Here is an 18,149-nt window from a genome sequence, read left to right on the forward strand (position 1 = left end):
TAGTATATGTTACGAAGATTCATTGAAAGGCCGGTATTATCGACGGTGGTTTCCATCATTATCGTCACACTGGGTATACTGGGCATGTCATCATTGCCCATCTCACAGTATCCTGATATTGCACCGCCGACAATTCAGGTACAGGCTTCTTACAGCGGTGCCAATGCCGATGTGGTATTGAAGAGTGTCATCGTGCCGCTGGAACAGCAGATCAATGGCGTCGAGAACATGGACTACATCACTTCTACGGCAGGGAATGACGGTTCCGCTAATATCACTGTCAGCTTTAAGATCGGGAGTGATCCGAATATGGCCGCTGTCAATGTACAGAATGCAGTGTCGAGAGCGACGCCATTATTGCCACAGGAGGTGACAAGAGCAGGTGTGACCGTGCAGAAAAAGCAGACCAGTACTGTGCTCATATTCTCTGTTTACAGCGATAACCCTGCCTATGATCAGAGCTTCATTCAAAGCTATGCTGAGATCAATATTCTGCCGGTTATTAAACGTATACAGGGCGTCGGAGACGCGTCTTCTCCCGGACAGATGACCTATGCGATGCGTATATGGCTCAATTCACAGGCCATGGCGTCTTATGGGCTGGTACCCGCGGATGTCACAGCTGCGCTGGCGGAACAGAATATCCAGGCAGCGCCGGGACAGTTTGGTGAGCGTTCCGGACAGGCCTTTCAATATGTAATACGCTATCCGGGTACGCTGGTATCTCCGCAGCAGTTTGGTGATATCATTATCCGTTCCAATTCCAGGAGCCGGTTGCTACGCCTGAAGGATATTGCGCGTGTGGAATTAGGTGCGCTGAGTTACTTTAATAATACAAGAACGAATGGTTTAAACTCTGTGTCTATCGATGTGGCTCAGGTAGCAGGATCAAACGCAAAGGCAGTGATCACGCAGACCTTACAGGCGATGGATGAAGCAGCTAAGTCATTCCCTGATGGCATTCACTATGTGGTGATGCAGAATATAGATGATTTTCTGACTGCTTCCATCGATAAAGTGCTGCATACATTATTCGAAGCATTCGTACTCGTTTTCCTGGTCGTATTTATATTCCTCCAGGACTTCCGTTCTACGCTGATACCGGCCATCTCTGTGCCGGTCGCTATTATCGGTACCTTCTTCTTCCTGAATGTACTGGGCTTTACGATCAATCTGCTGATTCTCTTTGCATTGATATTAGCCATCGGTATCGTGGTGGATGATGCGATCGTGGTAGTAGAAGCCGTACACGCAAAACTGGACAGCGGGTATCAGTCCGCCAGGCAGGCAAGCACGGATGCATTGGGAGAGATATCCGGTGCGATCATTTCCATTACCCTGGTGATGTCGGCGGTATTTATACCCGTAAGTTTCATCGGAGGATCATCGGGCATCTTTTATAGACAGTTCGGATTAACACTGGCGATTGCGATCATTTTGTCTGCCGTGAATGCGTTGACACTCAGTCCGGCGTTATGTGCCCTCTTCCTGAAACCACATCACGACGGCACAACTAAACATCACCTGCTGTCCCGGTTCTATATTGCTTTCAATGCCTCCTTTGCCCGGATGAGTGAGCGATATGGGCAGGCCATCGGATTTTTTAGTAAGAAGAAATGGATACCCATCACGGTACTCACCTTGTTTGTACTGTTATTGGGTACTTTGGCAGTGAATCTGCCGAAAGGCTTTGTGCCCAATGAAGACCTGGGTTCTATCAGCTGTAATATCAGTCTGCCACCCGATGCCTCGTTAGAAAGAACAGACGCCGTAGCGCGTAAGATAGAAGCCATTGCTAAGACCATCCCCGAAGTGAATAATGTACTGGCGGTAACAGGACGTGGTCCGCTATCGGGCAGTGGGAATAACTACGCGACTGTCATATTACGACTGAAACCCTGGGCGACGCGTAAACGGGACGTACAGGCTATCACTAAAGAACTGTTTGCACGGACAACAGATATTACGGAAGCGGAGATCAAGTTCTTTGCACCGCCTACTATCCAGGGCTTCGGTAACTCGAATGGTTTCTCTTTCCAGTTGCAGGATAAGACAGGTGGTGATATCGCGAAATTCTACAAGGTCAGTAAGGACTTCCTGAGTGCGCTGAATCAACGTCCGGAGATACAGTTTGCCACTACTGCCTTTAATCCGAATTTCCCGCAGTACCTGATGAATGTCAATGTACCCAAGATAAAGGAGGCGGGCCTGAATGTTACGGACATCACGGGTGTCATGCAGGGGTACTTTGGAGGAATATACGCTTCTAATTTCAATGAGTTCGGACAGCAATACCGGGTCATGATACAGGCAGATCCTCAGTTCAGGATGACACCTGAAAGTCTGAACGGTGTGTTCGTGCGTACACCTAACGGTCAGATGGTACCGGTGACAGAGTTTATAACCCTGACACAGGACTATGGTCCGCAGACCATCACCCGTTTCAACCTGTTCACATCTATCAGTGTGAATGGGGCGCCTAATACCGGGTACAGCTCGGGTCAGGCGATCCAGGCTATCAAAGAAGTAGCTGCACAGACACTGCCTGCCGGATATGGATACGAGTATTCCGGTATTATCCGGGAAGAGCTTTCCGGTCAGTCGCAGGCATTGTTCATCTTCCTGCTTTGCCTGGTCTTTGTCTACCTGCTATTGAGCGCGCAGTATGAGAGCTATATCCTGCCGTTATCCATTCTGCTGACGGTCCCTGTCGGTATTGCAGGTGCATTGGCCTTCGCATGGTGTTTTAACATCGCCAATAACATCTACGTACAGATCACGCTGGTCATGCTCATCGGATTACTGGCCAAAAATGCCATTTTAATAGTCGAATACGCGCTTGAAAGGAGAAAGTCAGGTATGAGTATCAGCCAGGCAGCAATGGAGGGTGCAAAAGCCAGATTAAGGCCTATTCTCATGACCTCATTCGCATTTATACTGGGGTTGATCCCTTTAATGCTGGCTTCAGGCGCCGGCGCGAATGGCAATCACTCCATCGGAACCGGGGCAGTAGGTGGCATGCTGACGGGTACCTTGTTCGGACTATTCATCACCCCGACGTTATTTATCATCTTCCAGGGACTACAGGAAAGGATCACCGGACCTGCTGTCAGGCCTGCCGGCGCACATTCATGAAACTAATGCAGTGATATTATGAAACGAAGACTTAATAAATATGGCGGACTGCTGATCGTACTGATGACTGGTATGCTGTCCTGTAAGGTAAGGGAACAATATACTGCTCCATCAACACCTTCAACTGCACTTTTTCGTGACGTATCATCCGCCAGTACGAACAATATAGCCGACCTGCACTGGAAAGAAGTGTTTACTGATACATTGCTGCAACAACTCATTACCACCGGCATCGCTAATAATCCGGACCTGCTGACCGCCTACTCACGCGTCAGGCAATCGCAGGCTTACCTGGCGCAAAGCCGTATGGCCTTTCTACCTTCATTGAATGCAGGGGTGACTGCGACGCTGAATAATGCATCAGACCCGGCTATAGCAGGTAATAACGCAGCTGTTGACAGACATGAATTACTCACCGGTGCCAGCTGGGAAGCTGATATCTGGGGGAAATTGCGTAGCAATAAACGGGCTTCCCTTGCAGCTCTTTTACAGTCGGATGCTAACGCCAGGGCTGTTATGACGGGACTGATCGCTAATATTGCGACGTATTATTATCAGCTGTTAGCGCTGGATAAGCAGTTGTACTACACGCGGGAAAGTGTGCGTAACTGGCAAACGACGGTAAATGTGATGAAAGAACTGAAGAAGTCAGATGTTGTCACGGGTGCGGCTATCGTCCAGAGTGAAGCCAGTAAATATGGGATTGCAGCTACTATACCCGATCTGGAACGCAGTGTCAGGGAAACAGAGAATGCATTGAATCAGTTGCTGGGAAGGGCGCCGGCCGCTATTCCCAGAGCAGAGATAGCGGCGGAACAACCGTTGGCCCTATTGTCAACAGGCGTACCTGCGCAATTACTGTCTAACCGACCGGATGTGCAGGCGGCAGAACAACAGTTCAGGTACTATTTTGAACTGGTGAATGCGGCCCGCGCCTATTTTTATCCGTCACTGACATTATCTGCTTCTGCCGGCTATCTTACTGTTGATAAGCTATGGAGCCCCGGCTCATGGATCAGTAGTATTGTCGGCGGGCTCACACAACCCATCATTGCACAGGGTGCTAATAAGACCAGACTACAAGTAGCACGTGAACAACAGCAACAGGCGCTGATCAATTTTCAGAACGTCCTGCTGACGTCCGGTCGCGAGGTTTCCAATGCCCTCTATGCTTATCAGGCATCTGTAGACAAAGCGAATGTAAGAGATAGTCAGCTGGTGAATTTAGATAAGTCTGTTACATATACACAACAACTGGTACGTTATGGCTTTGCCAATTATACAGAAGTACTGACTGCACAGCAAAGTATGCTGAATGCGCAACTTAGCCAGGTCAATGACCGTTTACAACAACTCACGGCTGTTGTACAGTTATACAAAGCGTTGGGTGGCGGCTGGAAATGAGGCAGCTGAAAGGAGAAAGGCCGCCGTATGCACAGCGGCCTTTCCGGTGGAAGTTATTTTGCCTGCTCTTCGAGTCTGAGCAATGCATTGTTGATATTGCTTAACTGTTCCTTCACTAATCTGGTATGACTGTAATGCGCTACCAGTTCTTTCAGCAGCTGATGCCCCCTATCCATCTCTCCGGATTGTAAGGCTTTCGCTGCCTGCTGATATAACTGCTGCGCAGCATCCTGGTCCGGATCTGCTTTCGGGAAATGCCTGTATTCAAAGATCTCCCATAGTTCGCTTGTCCAGGGCCACTGTTGATGAATGATCTCCTTATTCATCCCTTTCAGGATCTCCGGGAATTTCTTACCGGAAAAATCTGGTTCAAGACGCTGTTGCACCTTGCAGACAGCCACATACACTTCTGCTGCCGCATTGGACAATTCAGGAGGTACCGGACTACCATTCATCGCTCTGACATAATCATTCCACTTTTTCCAGTACACATATACCATCCGGTCACGCAATCCGTTACCGTCCGGCAGGATCCTGATATTATCAGATAATAACCGCAGGAATGTGGCCATGTTGTCCGCATTGCCAAAGACGCTTTTCGCCCAGGTATTGCCTGATTTTCTGAAAAGATGTTCCAGTACTATATATTGCAGGGTGGCTTCCGGTGCATCCCTGGGAGAAGGAGGCGCGGAGAACAGTTGTGTGATAAGTGTGCCCGGTTCCATGGAGAATACCAGTTCAGCTATAGGCCAGTCAGTGTATGCACTGTACCAGCCGCTGTACTCCCAGTCATTCAGCGTGCCATAACGCTTTTTAGCATGAAGCCCTGATATGTTGTGCTGTATATAGCGACGGAAGTTTTCCTGTGTAAATAATACCATCACCCTGTTCCGGTACTCCAGATCAAGGAAGCCTGTGCTTTCCAGGTATTTTCTCACCAGGTAGGTGCCGTCTTTATCAATGGACGTGAGCAGGTAATCAAGACTGATCTGCACCAGTTCAGGCGTAACGAGTTTGCCGGTCTGCATGATATTGAGCAGGCGTTGTAAGATGCCATCTGTCTTTGGCAAACTAAGCAGCATCCTATACAGCGCTAAGACCTCTGCTTTTTTTATCGTCCTGTTCTGCCATGCCTCGTTCAGCATCCGTTCTGCTTCCATGAAGGACTGCATACCATTCTTCTTCAGCAATGTCTGTTTAAAGGCGGGTAGGAAAGCCCCTGTCTGATCACTCTTCTCTGTTTCCGATAATAACCAGTTGGCTTTCGTGAGTGATACGATATAAGGAAGCTCCGCACGTATCGCCGCATCCTGTGCCGCCATCTTACCCAGTTGTTGTACCCACTCGTCCAGCGGCGCCTGTGGATAACTGGCGATATGCCGGTACAGGACATTGATCATGACCGGAGCCAGCTGATGAAGGTCCGTCTCCAGTGTTTTGAGCAGCTTATACGCTTCTGCAACTTCCGTGATATCTTTCGCCTGTTCCAGCATCACACCCAGGCTTTGTTTCAGCTCAGGGGAATCGCTGTAGGAGAAGGTGCGGAGTCTTTCCCTTACCTGCATTTTGATATGTTCAGGGAAGTAAACACCCTCCATGATCTCGCGGAAGAGCTGCAATAGCGATGTTTTATTTTCCGCTGTAACCGGAAACTGTGTTGCTGCTTCCGCCAGCTGTATCTTAAGCCGGTGATCTGTTTCCGCCAATGCCAGTGTGATCAGGGCCGTTTCCGTATCTGCCGACTTCCGGCCTGTATGTATCAGTACATATAGTAACTCGCTGCGTAATACAGTCAGCGGCTCTTTTTTAACCGCTGCCACTAACGCCGGTTCTATCAGGGACTGATGACGGGTAAAGTGCTGATGCAGATAGGGAAGGGTCGCTTCCCGGACATATGGGTTACTGTCATGCAGACCGCTGATCAGCAGGTCCGGGATGTCACTATGTTGTAATAACGTCAGCAGACTGATTTTTAAGCCTGCAGCCGTGCTTTCTGTGAAAAGCCGGGATAACTGTCCGGTAAGTTCCGGATGTGCCGCTAGGCGGTCTTTAATGAGCAAAAGTAATTCCGGCTGGTCGGGCATATGGTGTAGTGCAGCAATGATTCCGGCAAAGAGGGAGGGATCAGTCGTTTTCAGGCCAGACAGAAACTGTATGATAGCCTTCCGTACCAGTTGATCGGTCTCCGTCAGGAACTGCAATGACAGCGTATTGATCACGACAGGAAGAGGCGCCGGCAGTGATGCCAGGAACTCAACTGCTTCCAGACGGGTATGGCTGCTTTCCATTGGTGCAAGAAAGTGCAGGGCCTGTTCCGCAGCCGCCGGTAATGGGAACTGCTTTACCAGTTGTAACAGTCCCGGTTTACATACCGCAGGTGCTACGGGAATGAAAGCACTGATCTTTTGAATCGTGTCCGCTGTTTTATGTACCGTATTGCCCAAACCGAAAATACAGGCCAGTTGTATCCTGGTATCAAAGTCATTGACCAGGGTATCTGCCAGGATCTCCTGCACAGTGTCCACGTGTGCCGCCAGCACTGCCAGCTGCTGCACTGCCTGTAGGCGTAAGGCTCTTTCGGGTTCCAGGCAGGCAAACCAGCAGAAGGTGTCAATATAGGCTGCCCGTTGTGTTAAACGGGTAACCGGAATGGCGCATAACAGGAACAACATTTCCGTCCGTACAGTAACGGAGGCCTCATCCCTGGCCGCAACGGACAGTTTCTCCGCCGCTTCATCTGTTGAAAGAAAAGGCCGGAGACTGTTCAACGCCTCCAGGCGTTCTGCCTCAGGGCGTTCATGAGACAGGAGTATATCGAATAAAGCTAATTCTTCAGGCATCGTGTAAAATTATTGGGTCAGCAAATGAGGTAGCAGGAAGATCAGTCGTCAGTCTGCGAATCCTGGTCCTTCTTCATCGGCAAATCCCGGTTTCTCCGGAACAGCACTCAGCAACATTTTTTCCAGGTCCATACCAGCATTCCGGGTTGCCTCTTTTAGCGCGCGCATGGCATCTGCGTCCTGTTGTACGAATGGACGCTGCACGATCCAGTGCAACAGTTCCGGTACCGGTGACCAGGAGCTGTTGGCAGTCAGATAGCTGATGTAGGGAATGATGCCGGCCGCGGTCTGCTGCCGTTCCAGATGCTGCCGGAATACGGACAGTAACTCATTACCCCAGATAAGCTGATTCAGTTCATCCAGCTGTATGAGATGAATATATCTCCCCCGCTTTTCCAGCAGCGTCCATAGCCCTTCTTTCAGTTCTTCAAATGCCGGATTACTTTTTAGTATGAGTAGATATTGTTTAAACTTTGATTCATTCCCCAGGTCAGTCGTTAGCAACTGGTTCAGCGCATACCGGCTCAGGTTATCATCAATGCCTGATCTCACTGCCAGGAAACGAAGTATTTCCACATCAGATACCCGCTCCTGGTAAAGAGAGGAACTACCTGCCGGATTTAGCGCAGCCCATAGGATACGTCGCGCCATGGCAGGATTATCATCATAGTACATCCACAAATGCGGAAATATTCCGGAGAAGTCATGTTCGACATCTGCTTTATGTAGCCATTGTTCCCAGTTGATATGCTCACCACCCGCCTGTGATATAGCGCTTTCCTGTATGTGGGTGCAGATCTCCCGGATATAACTGTCCTGTTCATGATCTGCCAGCTGGCTGAACACCTGTATCGTGGCAGATGATAGTTCCGGTATAGTACTGATCTTTTTCGCCAGTGTGCGCCGTAGTGATGTGTTGATGCCAGGATGTAACAACACGGGTGCTGCCGCTTCCACCGTAGTAATATTGCTTTTGGTCAGGGGAATGAGCAGGATGCCCCTGATACCGGCTTCTTTGATGTCAGGAGAAGGTGCTTCCAGTGCTTTCAGGTAGAAGCTGTTCAATGCATCACCTGGCGCCACGACTGCTGCAATGGCATTAAGTATGGCTGCACGGCACTCCGCTTTCTGTTCCTGCTCAAACAGTCGAAGGAACTTGTCAAATAAGAAAGGCCTTTGCTGTATCAGCTTGCCGAGTATTTCATAAATACGTACAGCGAGTATCGTCTGAATATTTTGTTCAACCAGTTGCAATAAAGCATTGGAGAGCGCTTCATGCTGTGCGGTATAAGGTGCCAGCAGGTTGATCAGCCCCAGCGCAATACCTGCATCTTTTTCCGTGCGCAGGTTTTCGCAGAGATGTGTGATGATATCGGGCGTTAGCTGGATACTATAGGAGAATATGTGCAGTGCCGCCTTTCTTACACCTGCGTCCGGGTCATTTCTGCCTGATTCCAGCAATACATCCAGGAGTGCAGGATCGTCTATACCGTGAATGGCCAGTAGCTGCATACAACGGATGCAGATCAGCGGTGACCGGTCTGACTGGATCAGTGTAGTAAGGGCTGCTACCGGTACATAGGATCTGTCAAAACAAAAGCGTAATACCATTTCCTTAATGAGGAAAGGCTCTTCCGGTGTCAGTAAGTCACTGATCAGGGCGAGGTCCGCTTCATGCTGTAGTAGCAGTCTGTTGACAAGTACCAGCTTATCCGCCTCATCTACCTTATTCAGTATACTTTTGTAGAAGATAATATCTTCTGCCGAAGCGTCTGCGGGTATCAGTAGCCACGACAGGATCACACGATTCACATCGGCATTATCCTGTTGCTGATAAAAGGAGATCAGGTGTTGCCTGGCCTGTTTGTCAGTAACTGAAAACCTGCCCAGTATGGGCAGAATAATATCCCTGCTTTCATCCTGCCCGAGGGCGGAGATCAGTACGCTGATAAACCGCTCTTTATGCGCTATCTGATGCATACCAGTAGCTGCTAACTGTTGCAGCATATCCGCTTTTAGCTGTGTGTCGGTTGCCGTTTCTATCAGTGAAAGCCATTTTTCTGCGATCGCAGGATCGTTCAGATAGGGGCTGGCAGAAGAGAGTAGCGAATATTTTGTATCTGTATCAGAGAGTGGTACCATATCCAGCATCATGAGAGACTGGGAGGTATTAGCGTTTCTCCTTTCTTTTATCTGTTCAATAATAGTACTCATATCAGGATGTTTTCAGCGTATTGGGTTTAATACCTGCCAGCGCATCTGTAAGAGCATCCTGCTGACTGGCATCCAGTGTTAATTTCAGTAATGCGTCCAGGGCTTTCTGCCGGGACAGCGAGTCTATCATCTCATTCCGTACAACGGATAATAATACATCAAAACGTTGTGTTACGCCAGGGCGCAGATATCCATCCAGGCAAAGTCGTACTAGTTCCCTTTCGGTATCGTATAACAATACATCTTCCAGGGCCGGAACTATCTGTGGATAAAGCTCCGCTACACCTGCCAGTGTACCGGCACAGCTAACCCTGAACGGAGAACCTGGTTCAGTCAGTTCCGCACAGAAGATATCTACCAGTTCAGGATGACGCGCCACGGATAATGCTTTTACCTGGTTAAATAAGATCTCCCGCAGTTGTTCGTCTCTTTCCTTCACAAAGAGCTGTAACAGTGGTGCCAGCACCTGTTCGGTCTTCAGTCTGCCGATCAGCAGTGACAATACTTTTTTACGTTGTGCGGTATTGTTAATTTCTTTGATGCCATTTAGCAGCAATGCGCTGATACTGGCATCTCTGCCTGCATATGGAGCAAGCATATCGACCAGCTGATTGAACTCCTCATCATCAAAAACACCTGGGTGGGCACTGAATGATGCAGCAACCGCATTACGTATTTCAGGTAATCGCATCAATGGTTTGAGCAGCTCCAGCACGGTGATCCTTACACCTTCCGAACGGTCTGAAGCTAGGGTCTCTGCCAGTTGTATAAGTAGTTCGTTACTGAGTTCCGGCATTTCCTTTTGCAGTAACAATGCCTGCTGACGGATGTGTTCATCACTATCTTTCGTAGCTGACCAGTACACCTGTGCCACGATATCGCCGTTCCATGACCTTATGCGTTGCAGGGCTGTCAATGCGTGTGTACGCATGTATGGATCGTTATCTGTACGCAGTACGCGTATCAGCAATGGCGCATAGGCGGTATCGAGCATTTTCGCATCTGCCAGGCGTTTTAATACCCGTATACGTATTGCGCTGTCGTTTTTAACATCCAGGTATGACTGTAAGGCGGTGACGATAGCTGCACCCCACGAAGGACATTTCTCTGCCAGGGAAAGTGCCTGTTGCTGCAATACCGTAGGTGCGTAACGGTTTTTTTCCAGTGCGGCGAGCGCAATGTCTTCTGTAACAGCCGGCAAGGTGGATAAAGCATCCTGTACCGCCAGTTGTTCCTGCTCACTGAGTTGAGTATCTGCTGATAATGTAATAAAGAAGCCAGCCAGGCGACTATCCTGGTGTAGTCCTTCCTGCAGGCGATATAACAATGCAGTACGCACATCACGGTCTTTTTCCTGCTGAAATACATGCAGCAGTGCATCGAAGAAGGCACTCAGCTCTGTAAACCGGGATGTATTCAGTGAAGACAGAAAGAATAGCAGTTTATCGCGGGTTTCTTTGTCCCTGGTTTGTGGTAGCACTTCCAGCAGTGCCGTGGTCACTTCGGGTACATGCAGGTTTTGTGATGCCAGCTGTATGATCTGGGTCTTGATCACCTGTTCCGAGTGTGGGCTGCCCAGCACTTTCCGGATCAGTCCCGGCAGGGAATGTTGAGTCGCATTGTCCATCCTTTTCCAATTAGATATGATTATTAATAAAAGAGTACGATCATACTATCTCTATCGCCTCTATTTTTTCTGTTCTGATAAAACAGCGTTTACCTTCGGCCGTCCTGATCTCCACTATGCCGGGGTGCAGGGTGCTGACAATGCCATGCACCGTGGCGCCTGACAAAAATAAGGTTACGCGCTGTTGTTCGGTATAACTATTTTCCAGTAATTTTTCGAACAGGGTTGTTGACATGACTTCCGGGTTTATGAGGCTACAAAATAAATAGCAAACGTTTACCGGTCAAAAATAACAATTGCATTTTATTTGATCCCCCGAATTTTCTCAAAGGGTTATATTTCCGGCGCATATCTATTTTATTGTCAAACGTAAAATAAAAAAGAAAGGCCCGGGTTCATTATTGAACCCGGGCCTTTCTTTTTATATGTTTTGCCGTTATAATTAGGAGCAGACGGTGTTAGAACCTGAAAGTAGCATTCACAGAAAGACGTCTTGGCATCTGTTTTTCCAGGGTAGTCCAGCCACTGAAATATTCCTTATTGGTCAGGTTATCCAGTTTCACACCCAGGCGATAAGCTTTCGCATTGTAGAACACAGATGCATTCAGTACAGTATAGGAAGGCAGTGTAAATACGCCGGTGGTCAGTCCGTTGGTGATCTTATTGTCGCTGGCGTAGTTACCACCGAGGCCCAGACCAAGACCTTTTACAGCACCCTTAACGAAGCTATAGCTGATCCAGGCATTTGCCATGCTAGCCGGGCCTGCGGAAACAGGTCTTCTGTTTAGGAATTCTTTTTCTATTTCTGTTGACTTGCTGTCATTGTAGCTATAACCTGCTACGATGTTCAGTCCTGGCAGCGGAGTGGCAATTACGTCAAATTCAACACCTTTACTTTTCTGTTTACCATCCTGTATGGTCACGTTATAGGCAGTACCCTCGCGTTCTACAGTGATCTGGCGGGTCATGTTAGATACCAGGATGTCGTAGTAGCTGGCAGTCAGGGCCAGTTTGTGATCGAATGCATCTACTTTCACGCCACCTTCCCACTGGTTAGCCTGCTGTGGTTTGAAGATGTTGGTATATTCAGGCAGTACACGCTGACCCGGTGCTACATTGCTGAAGCCATTCATGTAGTTACCGAATACACTTACTTTATCTTTTAACACCTGGTATACCAGACCGAATTTCGGAGATACAGCCGTCTGACCGTATTTATCAGAAGTGGTATTGGTAGAGAAGTCGGTGTATCCCTTATTTTCGTAGCGGTCAACACGTACACTTACCATAGCGCTGAACGCGTCAGTGATATTCAGTACGTTGGAGATATATGCGCTATATACCTGTGCGCTGTTACCATCCTTAGTAACAGGCTGCCCGGCAAGATTCGCATCTACAGCGGCTTTGTTGATCTGGCCATAACGCGGATCGTCATTGCGGCTTACGTTTACGAAGTCAAACAGTGCATAGGCGCTGTTGTTATTCACTGTGCTCTGATCATTGAAATCCAGACCGAAGATGACGCGGTTACGCATGTTACCGATCCTGAAGTCGCCGATGAAGTTCTGCTGGATATTAGTGGTAGTGGTCGTAGAGTTCTGGTTGTAGGCAAAACGGCTGGCTAATGTATCATTAGCGCCAATGCCAGCCGGACCCATATCCAGGAACATCACGTAAGAGTAATAGCCATCGCTTTTACGGCTGCTTCTCGCCAGTACGGTCTGAGACGTCCAGTTGTTAGAGATCTTATAGGTGGCCTGTCCGTACAGATTTACTGTAGGCGTTTTATGTGTCAGGTCATTGCTGGTGTAAGACCTGTTGAAATCCATGTGTAATTCATCCGGTGTACGTGCGATCAGCGGCCGGTATCTGTTCAGGAACAGCATCATTGGGTTGGTGGCTTCTGCGTTATAAAACTCGGCGTTCACCAGGAAGGATAATTTATCACTTGCCTTGTAGGACAGGCTTGGAGCAAAGAAGAAGGACTTTTTGAAACCAGCGTCCTGGAAGCTGCCCTCATTGTGGTAAGCCGCATTTACACGCAGTAATGCACTTTTATCTTTGTTCAGCGGCGCATTTACATCAGCCGTTACACGACTCAGGCCATATCCACCTGCAGTGTAGCTCACTTCACCACCAAAAGTTTCGTAAGGCTTTTTAGTAACGATGTTCAGCAAACCACCAAAAGAGATATAGCTGCTGCCAAAGAGCGTGCCGGAAGGGCCTTTGATAGACTCGATCCTTTCCACGTTAGCAGGATCAATACCACCATTGGTCAGACCCGGAATGCCATTGATCATAGTGGGCTGTACCGCAAAACCACGCATAGAGAAGTAACCGGCACCGTCAGTAGGACGGCCTGTAGAAGACCACAGTTTGGTTACACCAGGTGTATTTTTAAGTGCATCGTCAAAGTTAGTGATCACCTGTTCCTGCATCAGTTCTTTGGAAACCACGTTATAGACCTGTGGGTTTTCGAGATTTGCCAATGGCAGGCGCGCAACATATTGAGATTCTTTTTTAGCGAACTTGCTGCGACCAGTAGCGACTTCTACTTCCTTCAGCTGAATGTCCGACACAGCAAGCATCACCGTTATTTCCGTTGTGTTATCTGCAGTGACAAGTACCGTTTCTTCTTTGGGTGCATGTCCTACGAGTCTTACCTGTAATGTATAATTGCCCGGTTTTACATTGTTCAGTACAAAAACACCATTTTCATCCGTTAGGGCTGATTTCTTGGTGTTTTTAAGTATTACAGTTACCATCATGGCCGGTTTGCCGTCAGTTGTAGTAACTGTACCTTTAATGAGTCCGTTTCCGTCTTCCGTAGTATGTGCGGAGAGCACACATGGACTAAAAGCCAGTAGCATTAAAAGTAGCGTCTGAAGAAATCTCATATATATACATTGGTTTAGAGGCCCGCAAAGTTGTACCATGATGGGTAGTGGCTGGTTATATATTCGGGAAATCTTTTTACGCTATCGGGAAAAAAATGCACCCATTACTATTAATAGTAATGACTATGTGAAGATAGTATCGATATCTGTTAATTAAAGTGGATGCCGGAGCAGGTATGGGTTTTTTCTCGCATATGATAAGACTGTTGTTTTATCAGCCATCCTGCTGATAGAAGAAGTCGCATTTTGTTACATGAATTTGTAACTTGTTAACGAAACCAGTTCATATGAAGATAGTATTCACCATCACTGCGCTTATCATACTCTTTGCCACGTCAGCATATGCGTCTCTTGATAAGAATATTGAGAAAACTTCCGTCTGTACCGGCGAAGCAGAGCCGATCATTACTGGTGCCGACCAGACTGCGGCCTATCTCCCTTACCTGAAAGGTAAAAGGGTGGCCGTACTGGCCAATCCGACCACGATCATAGGCCATACACACCTGGTGGATAGTCTGCTGAAGAGAGGTGTTCGTATCGTGAAAATATTCGGACCAGAACATGGTTTTCGGGGGAATGCCAGTAATGGGGCGAAAGTAAAAGATGAGAAAGATGCGGCTACCGGTTTGCCAGTCGTGTCATTATATGGTACAAGACGTAAGCCTTCTGCCAGCGATCTGAAAGATGTGGATATTGTCATATTCGACATCCAGGATGTGGGCTGCCGTTTTTATACTTATATCAATGTGCTGAGAGATGTGATGGAGGGTTGTGCTGAGCAGAATAAGGAGCTGATGATATTGGATCGTCCTAACCCGAATGGCTATCTGATAGATGGTCCGGTACTTGATATGCGGCTAAAGTCAGGTATCGGGCAGTTCCCGGTTCCGATAGCACATGGGATGACCATTGCGGAGTTTGCCCAGATGATCAATGGGGAACGCTGGTTGCCCGGCGGCAAGACCTGTCGCCTGAAAATTATCCCGTTGAAGCATTATCAGCATGAGATGGAATATATCCTTCCTGTACCACCTTCTCCTAATCTGAATACACAGCAAAGTATCTTATTATACCCGTCTGTCTGTTTATTTGAAGGAACAGTGATCAGTCAGGGACGGGGAACATATTTTCCGTTCACAGTGTTGGGTAGTCCGGCATTAAAAGGAAAGTTTTCTTTTTCCTTTACGCCGGAGAGTATCCGCGGAATGAGCGAAACACCCCTGCATATGAACAAGGCCTGTTACGGACTGGATCTGAGAAAGTACAATACGGCAAAGTTGCGCAGTGAAGGGCGTATCAATCTCGACTGGATGATTAGTTTATACAAGGCTTATCCGGATAAGGCACATTTCTTTGACAGAACAGTAAGCAATCAGATTGGGAATATTGATATGCTGGCAGGTGTATATGAATTTAGACGGCAGATCATTGCAGGGAAGACGGCGGATGAGATCAGGGCATCGTGGGAGCCGGGGCTGTCTAAGTATAAGGAGATGCGTAAGCAATATCTTTTGTATCCGTAATACGTCATCTTTAATATGAACGAAGGGGCATTGGTTATCCATGCCCCTTCGTTATTTGGGTATTCAGGTAATTAGCAGTTACATTTCGATCTGTCTACATAGATCTTGCAAAATCAGGTTGTTCTTAAAATCAGAAATAGGGGATTTTTCCGGTTTTTGGGTCAGACTGTTTGCCTGTGCGGGCATTTCTTTGATATTTGCTCCGTATATGAAAAACATTTTGATCCCTAAAACATCATTCCATGGCATGGAGCTATAGAAAAAGAATAAAGATTATCCCCGGTGTTCACCTAAATATCAGCCGCAAAGGCATTAGTACAACTATTGGCGTTAAAGGCGCCAGTTTGAATATTGGCCCCGGCGGTACCTACCTGAATACGAGTATCCCCGCATTAGGTATTCGCAACAGACAGCGACTGTCACCGGCAGGTGCTGCACCCCCCGTATATGATACGCCTGAAGTAACTACATTGGAACCGGAGCGCCGGGGCAACATATTCAGTGTGGCACCTAACGAAGTTACCAGCAATGACATGAAGGGTGTTAAGGAAACGATCATTGCTGCGCATCGTCAGAAGAAGGAATTGATGGCTGATCTCGAAAAAGTGAAATCTTCACTTGGTCTATCCCGTATTAAACTGGTATTTTCCTATGTCTTCCTGATAGGCCTTGTTGCGAAGTCTGTCAGACAAAAGATCAGGGAAACTATAACGGCTCAGCAGGAAGCAGTAGAACAGATAAATGAACAGATAGATAACAGCTGTATGCGGATGGACGTGGAATTTGATGCTGATATAAAAGCTAAGTTCGATTCTCTTTCGGAAGCTTTTAAGCTATTGTCCCAGTCAAAGAAGGTCTGGGATGTAACAGCTGCGACCAGCCAGAACAGGGTGGCTGCGAGGTCGGCAGCATCGACACTGGTGATGAAAACAGAAGTAGCTATCGCTATTAAAGATATTCCGGATATTAAGTCGGATGTAAACCCTTTATGGTTAAAAAATGCAAATGGCGCAGACCTGTATTTTTATCCCGGGTTCATTGTCATGTATGATTCACATGACCAGTTTGGTATTATTGGATTGGATGAACTCCAGTTTGACTTCGGTGCTGTTCGTTTTATAGAAGATGGTGTTGTACCTGCGGATAGTAAAGTGATAGACAGGACCTGGGCGAAGGTCAACAAGAATGGGACGCCTGATAAGCGTTTCAAAGGTAATTATCAGATCCCTGTTGTAAGATATGGAAGGATTTCTTTGAAAACGAAACAAGGAATGCACGAAGAATATGAGTTCAGCAACTATGAGGCAACAGAATCATTTGGTCATGCATTATCGAATTATATCCGGTCAGTTAGCTAATCACTATATTGGACCTTATTAGTACGGACAGATATATCAGACATATATCTGTCCTTATGTGAATTTGTGGAAAGCCTATCTTATCCTGCTATGAGCACCATGTATCCCCTCAAGCATATCCCCATGAATACCCCCCCTTACAGAAAAGACCGTCAAACGCGGTGGATGAAAGCAGCCATACTTTTACTAATAGTATGGCTCCTGGTATTATTTCTTCCCGGCACGCATCGCCGGTTGCCGGATGGATATGAAACAACGCATGGAAAGGAATATAGTCCCGACAATCGTGTTCAGTCAACCACTGTCTATAAAACACCTCATGGAAGGAAGTACCATACCGCCGACTGTCATACGGTAAGGAACGTGTCCGAACAGTTGACTGTGACAGCAGCAGAGCAACAGGGACTGGAGCCATGTAAGATCTGTCATCCGGCATCAGTTCATACTGCCTCAGCACCGGCTAACAAAGCGGCGGGAACCGGTGAGACCGTGCGGTGTCAGGGTACGACAAAAAGAGGGACACGCTGCAAACACATGACCAGTATCGCCAACGGTTACTGTTTTCAGCATCAGCCGGAGTAATACAACTATTCTACAAAATGCCAGCATACGCCTGCGATGTCAATAATATTCACTTCTTTGCCATAGGGCTGCTGGATGGGCTTACTGAGCTTAATGCCATATTTCTCCGGCAATTGTTTCTCTGATACCTCTTTCCAGAAAGCATCTGCATTTTCAATTCCTACGGTAAGCATCAGGTTCTCAGCGAATGCCTGGTTGTCAAATTTCTGAAGGATGAATGTGCAGCCGTTGTTCTCAAAGCTCACATAGTCGCCGGAATCCCAGCCGATTTGAAAGCCAAGTTCCTGGAAGAACTGTTTGGAGGCGTTAAAATTTTTGCCGGATGGTACAAATGGTGCCAGAGATTTGAATTGCATAATTATGTACTTTATTGGTGGATAACATCATGTGTTCCCGAAGATAGAACAATACCAAATAATAATGGCTAATAACAATGTACGTGTTATCTTCGGGTGGAATATCCCTGTAATATACCGATATGAAACGCTGTTTCTTTCCTGCTTATCTTGTTAGTAACCGCCTATGTCGGCGAACCCGGGTTAAATACCGCCCGCAGGAGAGCGATCTTC

11 protein-coding genes are annotated in these 18,149 nt (G+C 47.5%); 5 read left to right on the forward strand and 6 right to left on the reverse strand.

From position 1 onward, the window contains the following. Window positions 1-6: 6 nt before the first annotated feature. The gene (locus GWR21_RS25895; protein ID WP_162334610.1) at window positions 7-3,135 is read left to right on the forward strand and encodes an efflux RND transporter permease subunit; all 3,129 of its coding nucleotides are present in this window, start codon (window positions 7-9) and stop codon (window positions 3,133-3,135) included. 18 nt (window positions 3,136-3,153) lie between these two features. Continuing rightward, window positions 3,154-4,539: a TolC family protein gene (locus tag GWR21_RS25900; RefSeq protein WP_162334611.1), complete on the forward strand. Its 1,386-nt coding sequence runs from the start codon at window positions 3,154-3,156 to the stop codon at window positions 4,537-4,539. A 53-nt stretch (window positions 4,540-4,592) separates the two neighbouring features. Here the strand turns inward: GWR21_RS25900 and GWR21_RS25905 are convergent, their stop codons facing one another. The 5 genes from GWR21_RS25905 to GWR21_RS25925 form a co-directional block, all read right to left on the reverse strand. Then, the gene (locus GWR21_RS25905; RefSeq protein WP_162334612.1) at window positions 4,593-7,379 is read right to left on the reverse strand and encodes a hypothetical protein; all 2,787 of its coding nucleotides are present in this window, start codon (window positions 7,377-7,379) and stop codon (window positions 4,593-4,595) included. A 48-nt stretch (window positions 7,380-7,427) separates the two neighbouring features. Continuing rightward, window positions 7,428-9,593, reverse strand: coding sequence for a HEAT repeat domain-containing protein (locus GWR21_RS25910; protein ID WP_162334613.1), 2,166 nt, complete (start codon window positions 9,591-9,593; stop codon window positions 7,428-7,430). 1 nt (window position 9,594) lies between these two features. Further along, a complete protein-coding gene (locus GWR21_RS25915; RefSeq protein ID WP_162334614.1) occupies window positions 9,595-11,220 on the reverse strand; it encodes a HEAT repeat domain-containing protein in 1,626 nt (541 codons plus the stop codon). Between the two features lie 40 nt (window positions 11,221-11,260). Then, a complete protein-coding gene (locus GWR21_RS25920) occupies window positions 11,261-11,455 on the reverse strand; it encodes a hypothetical protein (protein WP_162334615.1) in 195 nt (64 codons plus the stop codon). Between the two features lie 223 nt (window positions 11,456-11,678). After that, window positions 11,679-14,117, reverse strand: a complete 2,439-nt coding sequence (locus GWR21_RS25925; protein WP_162334616.1) for a TonB-dependent receptor — start codon at window positions 14,115-14,117, stop codon at window positions 11,679-11,681. 287 nt (window positions 14,118-14,404) lie between these two features. Between GWR21_RS25925 and GWR21_RS25930 the strand changes: the two genes are divergently transcribed. The 3 genes from GWR21_RS25930 to GWR21_RS25940 all read left to right on the forward strand — a co-directional run bounded on the left by GWR21_RS25930 (window position 14,405) and on the right by GWR21_RS25940 (window position 17,580). Beyond that, the gene (locus tag GWR21_RS25930; RefSeq protein WP_162334617.1) at window positions 14,405-15,640 is read left to right on the forward strand and encodes an exo-beta-N-acetylmuramidase NamZ family protein; all 1,236 of its coding nucleotides are present in this window, start codon (window positions 14,405-14,407) and stop codon (window positions 15,638-15,640) included. A gap of 242 nt (window positions 15,641-15,882) precedes the next feature. Continuing rightward, complete coding sequence (locus GWR21_RS25935) at window positions 15,883-16,998, forward strand: DUF4236 domain-containing protein (protein WP_162334618.1); 1,116 nt, start codon at window positions 15,883-15,885, stop codon at window positions 16,996-16,998. A 165-nt stretch (window positions 16,999-17,163) separates the two neighbouring features. Continuing rightward, the gene (locus GWR21_RS25940; protein WP_162334619.1) at window positions 17,164-17,580 is read left to right on the forward strand and encodes a DUF5763 domain-containing protein; all 417 of its coding nucleotides are present in this window, start codon (window positions 17,164-17,166) and stop codon (window positions 17,578-17,580) included. A 5-nt stretch (window positions 17,581-17,585) separates the two neighbouring features. Here the strand turns inward: GWR21_RS25940 and GWR21_RS25945 are convergent, their stop codons facing one another. Then, the gene (locus GWR21_RS25945; protein WP_162334620.1) at window positions 17,586-17,936 is read right to left on the reverse strand and encodes a VOC family protein; all 351 of its coding nucleotides are present in this window, start codon (window positions 17,934-17,936) and stop codon (window positions 17,586-17,588) included. Between the last annotated feature and the right edge of the window lie 213 nt (window positions 17,937-18,149).

It is taken from the genome of Chitinophaga agri (genome assembly GCF_010093065.1).
GTDB classification, from domain to species: Bacteria; Bacteroidota; Bacteroidia; order Chitinophagales; family Chitinophagaceae; genus Chitinophaga; species Chitinophaga agri.

Bases quoted from the DNA above. Each gene is read 5' to 3' on its own strand.
- GWR21_RS25920 (WP_162334615.1), bottom strand. From the start codon at position 11,455: ATGTCAACAACCCTGTTCGAAAAATTACTGGAAAATAGTTATACCGAA.
- GWR21_RS25925 (WP_162334616.1), bottom strand. From the start codon at position 14,117: ATGAGATTTCTTCAGACGCTACTTTTAATGCTACTGGCTTTTAGTCCA.
- GWR21_RS25930 (WP_162334617.1), top strand. From the start codon at position 14,405: ATGAAGATAGTATTCACCATCACTGCGCTTATCATACTCTTTGCCACG.
- GWR21_RS25940 (WP_162334619.1), top strand. From the start codon at position 17,164: ATGAAAGCAGCCATACTTTTACTAATAGTATGGCTCCTGGTATTATTT.
- GWR21_RS25915 (WP_162334614.1), bottom strand. From the start codon at position 11,220: ATGGACAATGCGACTCAACATTCCCTGCCGGGACTGATCCGGAAAGTG.
- GWR21_RS25905 (WP_162334612.1), bottom strand. From the start codon at position 7,379: ATGCCTGAAGAATTAGCTTTATTCGATATACTCCTGTCTCATGAACGC.
- GWR21_RS25945 (WP_162334620.1), bottom strand. From the start codon at position 17,936: ATGCAATTCAAATCTCTGGCACCATTTGTACCATCCGGCAAAAATTTT.
- GWR21_RS25900 (WP_162334611.1), top strand. From the start codon at position 3,154: ATGAAACGAAGACTTAATAAATATGGCGGACTGCTGATCGTACTGATG.
- GWR21_RS25895 (WP_162334610.1), top strand. From the start codon at position 7: ATGTTACGAAGATTCATTGAAAGGCCGGTATTATCGACGGTGGTTTCC.
- GWR21_RS25935 (WP_162334618.1), top strand. From the start codon at position 15,883: ATGGCATGGAGCTATAGAAAAAGAATAAAGATTATCCCCGGTGTTCAC.
- GWR21_RS25910 (WP_162334613.1), bottom strand. From the start codon at position 9,593: ATGAGTACTATTATTGAACAGATAAAAGAAAGGAGAAACGCTAATACC.